General features: G+C 70.8%; 8 protein-coding genes. 6 read left to right on the top strand and 2 right to left on the bottom strand.

The genetic code is table 11. From position 1 onward, the window contains the following. Positions 1–77: 77 nt before the first annotated feature. Positions 78–842 carry a sugar isomerase domain-containing protein gene (locus ABD355_RS20295; protein ID WP_344401890.1) on the bottom strand — a complete coding sequence of 255 codons (765 nt, stop codon included), beginning with the start codon at positions 840–842 and terminating at the stop codon, positions 78–80. 171 nt (positions 843–1013) lie between these two features. Here ABD355_RS20295 and ABD355_RS20290 point away from each other — a divergent pair, with 171 nt between their 5' ends. From ABD355_RS20290 to ABD355_RS20265, 6 genes are all read left to right on the top strand, one after another. After that, entirely contained in the window at positions 1014–1898 is an 885-nt protein-coding gene (locus ABD355_RS20290) for a MurR/RpiR family transcriptional regulator (RefSeq protein ID WP_123968103.1), read from the top strand. Positions 1899–2008: 110 nt separating this feature from the next. Continuing rightward, positions 2009–6232: a glycoside hydrolase family 38 N-terminal domain-containing protein gene (locus tag ABD355_RS20285; protein ID WP_344401889.1), complete on the top strand. Its 4224-nt coding sequence runs from the start codon at positions 2009–2011 to the stop codon at positions 6230–6232. Next, positions 6229–6939: a peptidyl-prolyl cis-trans isomerase gene (locus tag ABD355_RS20280; RefSeq protein ID WP_344401888.1), complete on the top strand. Its 711-nt coding sequence runs from the start codon at positions 6229–6231 to the stop codon at positions 6937–6939. Before ABD355_RS20285 ends, ABD355_RS20280 begins: the two co-directional genes overlap by 4 nt. Before the next feature lie 142 nt (positions 6940–7081). Continuing rightward, positions 7082–8458 carry an extracellular solute-binding protein gene (locus ABD355_RS20275; RefSeq protein WP_344401887.1) on the top strand — a complete coding sequence of 459 codons (1377 nt, stop codon included), beginning with the start codon at positions 7082–7084 and terminating at the stop codon, positions 8456–8458. A gap of 2 nt (positions 8459–8460) precedes the next feature. Continuing rightward, entirely contained in the window at positions 8461–9480 is a 1020-nt protein-coding gene (locus ABD355_RS20270; RefSeq protein WP_425585775.1) for a carbohydrate ABC transporter permease, read from the top strand. Beyond that, positions 9477–10355, top strand: a complete 879-nt coding sequence (locus ABD355_RS20265; protein ID WP_344401886.1) for a carbohydrate ABC transporter permease — start codon at positions 9477–9479, stop codon at positions 10353–10355. Before ABD355_RS20270 ends, ABD355_RS20265 begins: the two co-directional genes overlap by 4 nt. Here the strand turns inward: ABD355_RS20265 and ABD355_RS20260 are convergent. Further along, positions 10345–12606, bottom strand: coding sequence for a glycoside hydrolase family 3 N-terminal domain-containing protein (locus tag ABD355_RS20260; RefSeq protein ID WP_344401885.1), 2262 nt, complete (start codon positions 12604–12606; stop codon positions 10345–10347). The two genes, ABD355_RS20265 and ABD355_RS20260, sit on opposite strands and share 11 nt — an antisense overlap. Between the last annotated feature and the right edge of the window lie 80 nt (positions 12607–12686).

The following is a 12686-nucleotide window of genomic DNA, read 5'->3' as shown; positions in this document are numbered from 1 at the left end:
GTGACATCAGCGGCTCCGCCGCGGGGCGCGACCAGCCCCCACCGACCCGCAGACACATCACGGCCCGACCGACGGAGTCAACTGGCGGTACGCCGAATCCTCCCGGCGTACCGCTTCTCCAACTCCAGATTCCCCTCAAACCCACCGGGAACATTCGCCGACACATAGACCGGCGGCCGCTCACCCGAGTCGAGCAGGATCCTTGCGGCCTCGGCGACGGCCATCTGCACCAACATCACCCCGGTCAGCGTCGACAACGCACAGACCGCCCCACCCCCGGGAAGCTCCAACAGCGCATCCCCCCGCGGCGCCCGGTTGTCGAGCACGACATCCGCCAGATCGGCAAGCTTCTTGCCACTCGGATGCCCGGCGGGCACGGCCCGCGTATGGGTGAGGGAGGTGATGGCAAGCACCCGATGCCCCCGTTCCTTGGCCTGCAACGCCATCTCGACGATCACATTGTTGACACCGGAGTTGGAGATGATCACGAAGAGGTCCTGGGGGCTCGCCCCGGCGAGGCGATAGAGCCGCTCGGCCACCCCTTCGCTGCGCTCCAGGAGCGGATCGTCGAGGACGCTCGGGTCGTCGCCGCCGTAGAGGACGAGATCGGCGATGCTCAGCCGATTCGTCGGCACCAACCCGCCCGCCCGGCCCGCGAGTTCGAGGACCATGGCCTGGGAGTGGCCGGTGCCGAAGGCCTGGATCACGCCGTCCGAGCGGACGCAGTCGGCGATCAGTCCGGCGGCGCCCGTCACCTCCTCGCGTGCGGACTCGGTGAGGTTCGCCAGGACGGCCAGGCTCTCCCGCGCGAAGCCCTCGGCGCTCACAGACTCGACGGACACACGACACTCCCTACTGGTGGATTGAACCACCCTGCCTGACTCGATAGATGAATCAATAAATCACATAGGCCATGCAGCGAGCAATGCACCGGGCCGATGCGTGAACATGGCTCGCCTTCGTGGTCCTGGTATTCAATCCATCCCCCTATGGGTGGCTGGTACCTTCTCTTCATGCCCTCGACGGACGTCACCACACTGATCCGCACCGAGCTTCCCCGGCTGGCCGGATCCCTCCGCAAGGTCGGCGAGCTGATCCTGGAGGATCCGGCCGCCGTGACCCACTGCTCGGCCGCCGAACTGGGCCGCCGCACCGGCACCTCACAGGCGACGGTGACCCGCTTCTGCCGCGCCATCGGGCTCGACTCCTACCAGCATCTGCTGATCGAACTGGCCCAGGAGCGCGGTCGCGGCGAGGTCTCCGACTGGGGCTCCGCCGAGATCGGCCCGGACATCTCGCCGGACGACAGCCTGGAGCGGGTCGTCCAGGTCGTCGGCAGCGCCGATCTACGGGCGATCCAGCAGACCATCGACCGGATCGACCTCGACGCGGTCGAGCGCGCGGCCCAGGCGCTGGCCAAGGCCCGGCGGATCGATGTCTACGGCGTCGGCGGCAGCGGCACCGTGGCGCAGGAGACCGAGACCCGGCTGTTCCGTATCGGCTGCGCGGTCCGCGGCTGGACCGAGGTGCACGGCGCGGCCACCTCCGCGGCCCTGCTCACGCCGGCCGACGTGGCCATCGGCATCTCCCACTCCGGCGCCACCCGCGAGACCCTCGAACCGTTCGAGATGGCGAAGGAGCGCGGCGCCACCACCGTCGCCATCACCACCGACCCGCGCTCCCCGCTCGCCCGGGCCGCCGACATCCGGCTCATCTCGGCCACCTCGGAGACCAGCTTCCGCACGGGCAGCATCGGCGGCCGCCACTCGGTCCTGATGATCGTCGACTGCCTCTACGTCCGGGTCGGCCAGCTCTCCTACCAGCGGGCCAGTGCCTCGCTCGCCCTCACCGACCACATCGCCCCGCAGCACGCGGTGAAGTCGCGCCGGACGAGGTGAAACCGGACACGACTGCATGGATGAACCACCGAGAATACGTGAAGGTGGTTGTTTGAATCATCCCGTCGGTGCCAGGATGGGGCTCCCCCGAGCATCCTCGTAGGAGACCCATGCGCGTCACCTCCGCCGAGTCGACCGAGCTCTTCGTCGGGACGACCGAGCATCCGCACCAGGTGATGGCCGTCGAGCTGGGCCATGCCCCGGGCCGCACCGTCCGCATCGCCGTCGACGGACCGGGCGTCTCCGGGGCCACGGTCGCGACCACGGGCGACGACGGCACGGTCCGCGCCGAGATACCCGTGACGAGCGACCTCGCGCCCGGTGCCGGCACCCATGTCACGGTCACCGCCGAGGATGCCGGCGACCCCGCGCGGACCGGTGCGCTCACCGTCCCCTTCACGGCCGCCGAGCCGGGCTGGACCATGTTCATGGTCAGCCACTTCCACTACGACCCCGTGTGGTGGAACACCCAGGCCGCCTACACCGAGACCTGGGACGTCGCCGACGCCCCCGCCTCCACCGGACTGCCCGCCCGGACCTTCGACTCGCGCGGCCAGTCCGGGATGAGCCTGGTCCGCGCCCACTGCGATCTGGCCCGCCGGGATCCCGCGTACACCTTCGTGCTCGCCGAGGTCGACTACCTCAAGCCGTACTGGGACTCCTTCCCCGAGGAGCGTGCCTTCCTGCGCGAGCTGATCCGCACCGGCCGCGTCGAGATCATGGGCGGCACCTACAACGAGCCCAACACCAACCTCACGGGCGCCGAGGCCACCGTACGCAACGCTCTGTACGGCGACGGGTTCCAGCGGGGGATCATGGGCTCGTCGCCGGAGACGGCCTGGCAGCTGGACGCGTTCGGGCACGATCCGCAGTTCCCGGGGCTGATGGCGGACGCGGGGATCAGCTCCAGTTCGTGGGCGCGCGGGCCGTTCCACCAGTGGGGGCCGACCCTCTCCGTCTTCGGCGAGGAGCCGCGCGATCCCGGGCGGATGCAGTTCCCGGCCGAGTTCAGCTGGATCGCCCCGTCGGGGCGCGGGCTGCTGACGGCCTACATGGTCAACCACTACGGCGCCGGCTGGGCGATCGACAACGCGCCCACCCTGCCGGCGGCGGAGGCGGCCGCCCTCAAGCTGTTCCGGGGCTTGAGGTCGGTCGCCCTCACCCGCAACGTGCTGCTCCCGGTCGGCGGTGACTACGCCCCGCCGTGCCGCTGGGTGATGGACATCCACCGGGACTGGAACGCCCGTTACGTCTGGCCGCGCTTCATCAGCGGCACACCGCGCGACTTCTTCGCCGCCGTGCGCGCCGAGCTCGACGCGGAGGGCCGCAAGGCGTCCCCGCAGACACGGGACATGAACCCCGTCTACACCGGCAAGGACGTCTCCTACATCGACACCAAGCAGGCCCAGCGGTACGGCGAGACGCTGCTCGCCGACGCCGAGGCCTGGGCGACTCTCGCCTCGTTGGTCATCGGGCATCCGTACCCGGACGCGGCGCTCGACAAGGCCTGGCGGCAGCTGATCTACGGCGCCCACCACGACGCCATCACGGGTTCCGAGTCCGACCAGGTCTACATCGACCTGATGACCGGCTGGCGCGAGCTGGCCGACCTGGCCGAGACCGTGCACGCCGATGCCACGCAGGCACTGGCCGACCAGGTGACCCCGGGCGAGGGCGCCGACCTGGTCGTCTTCAACTCCGCGACCTGGCAGCGGCGGGACGTCCTCACGGTCGACGACCCGGGGCTCGTGCCCGTCGGCCTCCCCGCGGTCCGCGAGAACGGTCAACTCCACGTCGTCGTACCGGAGTTGCCCGGCATGGGACTCAAGGCCCTGCCCCTCGCCGAGGGCACCGTTCCGGAGTGGGCCCCTGGCGAGGGCACCACCATCCGCAACGAGTTCTACGAGGTCACGGTCGACCCGGCACGCGGCGGCGGCGTCAGCAGCCTCCGCGCGCTGACCGAGGGCGGCCGGGAGCTGCTGCGCGACGGAGACATCGGCAACGAGCTCGTCGTGCAGGAGGAGTACCCCAGGCACCCGCGCTTCGGCGAGGGGCCCTGGCACCTCACGCCGACGGGCACCACCGCCGCCCGCAGCCGTGACGTGGTGGCACAGGCCGAGGTCGAGCACTCCCCCGCCGGTGCGCGGATCACCGTCCGCGCCGACCTCGGACTGTTCCGGTACACCCAGCGCCTGACGCTGTGGACCGGCGTTCCGCGCGTCGACGTGACGACGACCATCGACGGCTACGACGGCGCCGACCGGCTGATCCGGGTGCGCTGGCCGTCCGATGTGCAGGGCGGGCTGCCGGTGCACGAGGTGGCGGACGCGGTGATCGGGCGCGGCTTCGGGTTCGTGGACGTGGACAGCGAGCAGTTCCCGTGGACGCTGGACAACCCGGCGGGCACCTGGTTCGGACTCGGGTCGACGGCGCGGGTCGAACTGCGCGGCGACACGGGCGCGTCGCTCGGCCGGCGGTCGATCGGGGTCGCCGAGCTGGTGTACGCCTCCTGGGACGAGGCGGGTGAGCTGGGGACGCCGCTCGCGGCCGCCCTGGTGCGCGCCGGGGTCACGGCGACCTCCACGATCGCCGACGGTCCGCGCTACGGCGACCTGGAGGTCGACTCCAACCTGCCCGACATCCGGATCGCCGTCGGCGGCCCGGACCGCAACTCCCTCGTCGCCGAGGCGCTGGGCTGGGATCCGGCCGCCGGGCGCGAGCTGCAGCGGCAGCTCGGCCAGGGCGGGGTGGCCGCCGTCTGGGTCGCGCCGCGCGCCTCACTGCGCGAGGAGTGGGTGCCCGGGGCCGACCTGCGCGACCTCGAACGACTGCCGCTGCTGGTGGTGGCGGGCGCCGACGCCGAGGGCGACGCGAAGGCGGTCGACGCGCTGGTCGCCGACCTGGACGACGCGACCGTCATGGCCACGGCGGCAGGCGGCGGCGAGGCCCTGCCACCGGGCGACGCCTGGGACGGGCGCGGCTTCGCCGTCCTCAACCGCGGCACCCCGGGCTGTGTCGTCACCTCCTCGGGCGACCTCTACATGTCACTGATGCGCTCCTGCACCGGCTGGCCCTCCGGCGTCTGGGTCGACCCACCCCGCCGCACGGCCCCCGACGGCTCGGGCTTCCAGCTCCAACGCTGGTCCCACACCTTCGAGTACGCGGTGGTGGGCGGCGAGGGCGACTGGCGGGAGCAGCAACTGCCCCGCATCGGCCATGAGTTCAACCACCCGCTGAGCGCGCGAGTACGACGCACATCGGACGGTGCACCTCTTCCAAGGGAGTTGAGTCTCCTGCGCCTCGAACCGGCGGGTGAGGTGCTGCTCGACGCCCTCAAGCCGGCCGGTTCGCCGCTCGCCCGCGGGAGCGTGGCGCCGGCGGACCCGGAGCGCGGGGTGGTCGTGCGGATGCACGAGGTCAACGGCCGTCCGGTACGAGCGCGGGTGCACGGCCCAAGGCCCTGGACACGGGGCGTCCGCACCGACGTACTGGAAACACCCGGGGAGCAACTGGCACCGGACGAACAGGGAGTGCTCTCCCTCGGCCTGACCGGGTTCGAGGTCACCACGGTCCTGGCCACACCCACCGAGGGCTCCCGGAGCGTGTACGACCCCGGAGTCGCCGCCCACGAGCCCGCCCAGCCGGTCCACACCCGCTACTGGCTCCACAACTGCGGCCCCGCACCCCGCGGCAACATGCCGGTCGCGGTGTACATCTCACCGACGACGCTCACCGCCTCCGGCGGCCCCTTCAACGCGACCGTCCGGATCTCCTCGGAACTCACCGACGCCCCCGTCTCGGGCACGGTGACCGTCGAGGCACCCCCCGGCTGGTCCACGGAGCCCGCCGCACTGCCGTACGCACTGGCACCCGGCGGCTTCACCCTCACCGAGGTCACGGTGACACCGCCACCCGACGCGCCCCCCGGCCGCCACTGGCTGGCGGCACGGCTGTCGTACGAGGGGCAGACGTACGAGGATGTCGTGGCGGTCGATGTACCGGGCGGCCCGGCAGGCCCAACTCTCGTGACAGACCTAGGAGTTGACCGGATCACTCTCAGGAGCCGCGAACGCGCCCGCGTCCCGGTGACGCTGCACAACACCACCCGGGGCCCCATCAACGGCACCCTGTGGGCGGTCTCCTCCTGGGGCACCTGGCCCGGGGTCACCCCGGGCTGCCAGGGCTTCACGATCGCAGCGGGCGAGCGACTCACCTCCACCATCACCGTGAACGGCACCACCATCCCACCGGGCTCGTACTGGCTGCTGGCAAAGATCGCCTGGCACGGCCGGGTGGCCTACACAAAGGCCGTGGAACTGGAGATAACGCCATGACAGACCACGCAGCCGTAGTACAAGGCGAACCGGTCCCCAAAGACCGCGTGGACGCTTTCCTGGAGACGGTGCCAGGGGGCCCCGACAGGGGCGCGGGGCTGCATCCATCAGCGGCTCCGCCGCGGGACGCGACAAACCACGACGGCGCGTCAGACAACAGCACACATGACGTGGCACTATCCGCCCCGGCCCGCGCGGAGCGCCAACGCAGACGCTGGGCCACGCAGGTGGTCGTCGCAGACGAACTGGCCCGCAGGGCCGTCGCGGAACGGGGCCTGCCCCCGGTGGCGGAGGTATCGCCGACCCGCCTACTGGCCGTGGCCGAAAAAGACGTGGCAGACCTCGGCAGCATCGTCGCAGCCGCCCTCGCCCACTCCCCCGCCGCCCGAACCCTCCTCACCGAGCTGGAAGCCGAGCAGCACATCCCCGAGGAAGCCGTACGCGACTACTACGACCGCAACCGGGACTGCTTCCTGACCCCCGACGCGCTACGGCGCGGAGTCGATCCGTTCGGGGGGAGGGCGGCACCCACGGACTTCCTGCCGTTCGAGCAGGTCCAGCAGGCCGTCGCGGGCGAACTGCGACGCGCCGCAGGCCGGCGCGCCTTCTTCGCCTGGTTCGACCGCGCACGGGCCGACGTGGTGTACGCGGCGGGGCACGAGCACCCCGGCGACCCCGCGCACCCGGACCACGAGCACCGCCACTGAGTCATCGGCGGAACCGCGGGCGGAACCGAAACGCAACACGGCAAACCATTGACCTCCGATGAATTCTGGTCCACCTTTTCATCAATCGGAGTCGAAGTTGGTTGATTGAACCAGCCTCTCGGCTGGTCCCAGGAGGGTGGACATGCGCGCTGGAAGACTCACCGCATCCGTGGCGGGAATCATCGCCCTGACGCTGACGGCGGCCGGCTGCGGCCTGTCCGGCGGCGGATCCGGCGGCGGGGACGGCACCGCAGGTGGCTGCAAGGTCGACAAGGGCAACGTCGGCTCGGGCAAGCTGACAGGTGACGTCAAGGGACAGATCACCTTCCAGACGACGAACCTGAAGAAAGACTTCGGGGCCTTCTTCAACGGAGTGATCGCCTCCTTCGAGAAGGCGCACCCCGGCGCCAAGGTCAAGTGGATCGACGACCCGGGCGACAACACCTTCACCCAGGGGACCGTCGCCGACGCCCAGGCCTGTACGTTGCCGGACGTCATCAACGTCAACGCCCCGACCGCGACCGCCCTCACCAAGGCGGGCTATCTGCTCAACCTGAGCGTGAAGGACCCGCAGGTCGCGAGGCCGTTCGTGCCGTCGTTCTGGAAGTCCGCCACCTTCCAGGACGCCTCCGGCTCGGCGATCCACACCACGCTCCCCTGGTACACCGGCGGCGTCCTGCTGACGTACAACAAGGACCTGCTGAACAAGGCGGGCATCGACCCGGCGAAGCCGCCGACCACGCTCTTCGGCCTGTTCGCCGACTACGAGAAGGTCGCCAAGGCGGGCCAGGGCAAGTTCTACGCGACGATGGCCAACCCGATCTGGCGGATCCCCTCGGACTTCGACCAGATGAACATCAAGACGCTGTCCGCGGACGGCAAGTCCGCCGTCTTCGCCAATGATCCGAGGACTACCCAGTGGGTGGCCTGGATGGCGAAGCTGTACAAGGAGGGCGCGATGCCGAAGGACTCGCTGTCCTCCAGCAACGACCCGTCCACGCTCTACAGCCAGGGCAAGGTCGCCTACGGCTCGACGAACCCGAGTTTCGTGCGCTTCGTGAAGCAGAACAGCCCGTCGATCTACGCCAGGACGGCCGTCGGCCAGCAGCCCTACGACGCGCTCGGCCGCGCCTCCGCCGGTGCCCCGCAGTACATCTCGGTCGCCGCGACCAGCAAGCACGCGCCGGTGGCGCTCGCCTTCGCCGAGTACCTGACCAACGCCGAGAACCAGACGGCCTGGTGCAAGGACCCGGACGTGGTGATCTTCCCGACGACGACGGCCTCGCTGAACGACCCGTTCTTCCAGAACGTCACCGGCAGCGACCCGTTCTCGCAGGCCCGCAAGCTCGTCGCCGACCAGCTCAAGACGGCCGACACCAACCAGACCAACCTCTCCCCGGCCGTGCAGAACGCGATCGTGGGACAGGTGCAGCTGGCCATGCAGGGCAAGAAGAGCCCCGCGCAGGCCGTCAAGGACGCCCAGGCGAAGGCGAACGAGCTGCTGAAGCAGGCGGGCTGAGCGTGGCGACCGAGACCGCTGAACCGGTGACCGTGCCTGGTACGGGGCGTGCAGCCTCCGTGCCGGGCACGGCCCCGTCCCGTATCCGCCGCATCGGCCGCGCCGTGCTGCCCGGCCCCGTGCCGGGCGCCAACGGCGCGGCGCTGTACCGCCGTTGGTGGCTGCCCTGGCTGTGGACCGCGCCCGCGATCGTGTGCGCGGTGGTGTTCGGGGTGTTCCCGTTCCTCAACACCGTCATCCTGTCGTTCACCGACGCCAAGCCGCTGGGCGGCGCCGCGAGCTTCGTCGGGCTGGACAACTACACCCGGATGCTGGGCGACTCGGACTTCTGGCTTGCGACCCGCAACAGCATCCTGTACGCGGTCGTCGTCGTCCCGCTGATGGTGCTGCTGCCGCTGATGCTGGCCGTACTGGTGGAGAAGAACCTGCCCGGCATCGGGTTCTTCCGCTCGGCCTTCTACACGCCGGTCCTCGCCTCCAGCGTGGTCGTGGGCCTGAGCTGGCAGTGGCTGCTGGCCGACGACGGGCTGGTCAACACCTGGCTGCAGAAAGCCCACTTGATCAGGTCCGCCGTTCCGTTCCTCTCCGACTCCTGGCTCATCCTCTTCTCCGCGATGGGCCTGACGCTGTGGAAGGGGCTCGGCTGGTACATGATCTTCTACCTGGCCGCGCTCGGGAACGTCCCCAAGGAGCTGCACGAGGCGGCGCAGATGGACGGTGCCGGCGCGGTCCGCCGCTTCTGGCACATCACCGTGCCGGGCGTGCGCCAGGCGATGATGCTGGTGGGCACGCTCACCGGCATCGGCTGCCTCAGGGTCTTCACCGAGATCTTCATGCTGGGCAGTTCCACCGGCGGCCCGGGCGGCGCCGACCGCACCCTGCCCTTCTACATCCGCGACGTCGGCCTCGACCCGATCAGCGGCAACGCCGGCTACGGCTCCGCGGTCAGCGTCGCCCTGTTCGTACTCACCCTCGGCCTGACCCTGCTGGCGCAGCGCCTGACGAAGGAGGACGAGGCATGACGACCGCCGTCGAGAAGCCCCGGCGGCCGATGCCGCGCTGGCGGGAGTACGGCCGCCCTCGCGAACTGGTCGTCCGCTATCTGCTGTTGCTCCTCGTGCTGGGCATCACGGTCGGTCCGCTCGTCTGGCAGTTCCTGGCCTCGCTGAAGGGTGTCGGCGAGGACGTCTTCGGCGCGGACGCCTCACTGCTGCCGCACCACCCGACCCTGCGGGCCTACCGTGAGGTCTTCGACCAGGTCCCGGTGGCGACGTACATCCGCAACAGCCTGATCGTGGTCGTCCTGTCCATCACCAGCCAGCTGGTGTTCTCCACCACGGCCGGCTACATGCTCTCCAAGCCCGGCTGGAAGGGCCGCAAGGCGGTCTGGGTGGTGCTGGTCGCCTCCATGATGTTCCCCTTCGAGTCGATCATGGTGTCGCTGTTCCTGAGCATCCGCGACCTGGGCCTGGTCGACAATCTGGTGGGCGTGTGGCTGCCGGGCTTCGTCGGCGCCATCAACGTGCTGCTGATGCGCGGCGCGTTCCTGGCCGTACCGCGGGAGATCGAGGACTCGGCGATGCTGGACGGAGCGAACGAGTGGCAGCGGTTCAGGTACCTGTATCTGCCGTCCGCGTGGGGCGCGATCATGGTGGTCACCATCAACACCTTCATCAGCGCCTGGGACGACTTCCTCTGGCCGCTGATCGTGCTCCGCTCGGAGAGCCACATGACGCTGACGCTGGGCCTGTCCCGGCTGCAGAGCTCGTCGTTCGGCTACGACCAGCGGGTGGTGATGGCCGGTTCGGTGATCTCCGTCATCCCGGTGCTGGTGCTGTTCGTGATCACCCAGCGCTGGTTCTACCGGGGCGTCTCGGCGGGAGCCGTCAAGCTCTGACATCCAGCACCGCGGGCACGGCGGTGAGCGCGGCCCGCGCGGACTCGGCGACCCGGATCTCCACGGTCCTGGTCCCGGCGAGTCGGTCCCTGTCGAGCGGCAAGGTGACCGAACGGCACTCGCCGGGCGCCAGGTCGGCACCCTCGAACGCGAACAGTTCGAGGGTGCGCGGCCATGTGGACGTGATCAGCCGCCGCAGATAGACCTGCACGACGGTACGGCCGTGCCGCGCACCGGTGTTGGTGACGTCGACCGTGACGGTGTGCCCGTCGGTGCGGGGCGGGCCGTACGCGAAGCTGGTGTACGACAGCCCGTGCCCGAAGGAGTGCAGCGGCTCGGCGCTCTCGTCCACGTAGCCGCCGTACTCGGTGTCCTTGTGGTTGTAGTGAACGGGCAGCTGGGCCGCCGAGCGGGGCATCGAGACGGGGAGCCGGCCTGCGGGTGCCGCGCGTCCGAGGAGCACCTCGGCGATCGCGTCACCGCCCCAGGGGCCCGGGTACCAGGCGGTGAGCAGCGCGGCCGCGGTCTCGGGCACGAGGTGCGGGCGGCCCTGGACCAGGACGACGACGGTCGGCGTGCCGGTCGCCACGACGGCGTCGAGCAGCACGTACTGGGCCCTTCCCAGCCGCAGCCCGGCGAGGTCGACGCCCTCGCCGCAGGTCATCTCCGAAACGGCCGTGAGCGCGGCCCCGTTGGCGGCGAAGTCCGTCTCGGGGCTGCGGGCGCTGCTGCCGCCCAGCACCAGCACGGCGACGTCGGAGGCGGCGGCCGCGGCGACCGCCTCGGGGATGCCGGAGAGATCGCCGCCGGTGAACGCGCAGCCGGGGGCGTACCGGATGTCGGTGCCGGGCGGGGCGAGCTTGCGGAGCCCGTCGAGGACGCTGCTGCCGGTGCGCTGCGGGGCGGTGTAGTCGCCCGACTGGTGGGCGGCGGTGGCGGACTGGGGTCCCAGGACGGCGATACGGGAGACGGTCGCCGGTATCGGGAGGGCGCCGCCGCTGTTGTGGAGGAGGGTGACCGAGGCACGCGCGAGGGCGGTGCTCAGGGCGCGGCCCTGCTCGGCGGACGGCAACTCACTGCCACCACAGGGCCGTTCGAAGAGCCCCAGACGGAACTTCAGGCGCAGGACGCGGGCGACGGCGGCGTCGAGGACGGACTCCTCGACGAGCCCCCTCTCCACGGCTTCCTCCAGCTGCGTGAAACCCTCGTCCCACAGGCTCAGGTCGACCCCGGCGGTGAGGGCGAGTGCCCCGGCGGAGACCTTGTCGCCGGTGATGCGGGCGAGCCGGTCCACGGCCAGCCCGTCGGCCATGACCAGCCCGCCGAACCCCCAGCTCTCCCGCAGCAGCCCGGTGAGCAGGGCACGGTTGCCGGAGCACGGCATCCCGTCGACCTCGTTGTACGCGGCCATGACGGCGGCGGCTCCGGCGCGGACGCCCGCGCGGGCGGCGAGGAGGTGGATCTCGTCCAGCTCCCTCCAACCGAGCTCCGACTCGGCGGAGTTGCGGCCGCCGACGGTGGCGCCCTGCCCGGCGAAGTGCTTGAGCACGACGGGTGCCTTGTCGTCGGCGAAGAACTCGGCGGGCTCCCCCTGCATGCCGCGCACCAGTGCCTCCGTCATGCGGGCGGCGAGATACGGGTCCTCGCCGAAGCACTCCTCGGTGCGGCCCCAGCGGGGGTCGCGGACGATGTCGAGCGCCGAGACCAGCGCCACGTGGCCGCCACGGGCGCGGAGTTCGGCTGCGGCGTGCGCGGCGGCACGCTCGTACAGCCCGGGGTCCCAGGTGGCGCCGACCGCCAGGTTGACGGGGAGGACCGTGCCGTCCAGGGCCATGTGGCCGTGGGGCACCTCCTCCACGAACAGCGCCGGTATGCCGAGCCGGCTGCGCTCGAGAACGTGCCGCTGCACCAGCTCCGCGAGAGCCGCACTGTCCCGGCCGCCGGGCCCGCTGCCGTGGTCGACACCGGACCAGGCATCGGCGCGCATCAGCCCGTAGAGAGCCCCGAGCCCCTCGAAACGGTCGGTCTCGGCGTACAGGGCGTCGGTGAGTTCGTAGCCGCCGTCGGAGGTGCGGCGGTAGGCGTCCCAGCCGTACATCCGCTGGTTCAGCTGACCGACCTTCTCGCGCAGGCTCATACGGGCGAGCAGATCGTGGACGCGGGCGTCGACGGGGGCGTCGCGGTCCCGGTAGAGGGGACGGCCTGCTTGCTGGTGTACGGCGCGTTCGGCCGCGCGCTCCGGCTTCGGCATGCGGCCGGTCCTTCCTTGCTGGCGGGTGGATCTCGTTCCGGGAGGCCGGTTGGCCCCGTGGTGCCATTCGGGCTTCGCGG

Origin of the sequence: Streptomyces longisporus (assembly GCF_039532765.1) — a bacterium.
Taxonomy (GTDB): Bacteria; Actinomycetota; Actinomycetes; order Streptomycetales; family Streptomycetaceae; genus Streptomyces; species Streptomyces longisporus.
The sequence above is the reverse complement of the archived record's forward strand: the minus strand, read 5'-3'. Positions and strand labels throughout refer to the sequence as shown.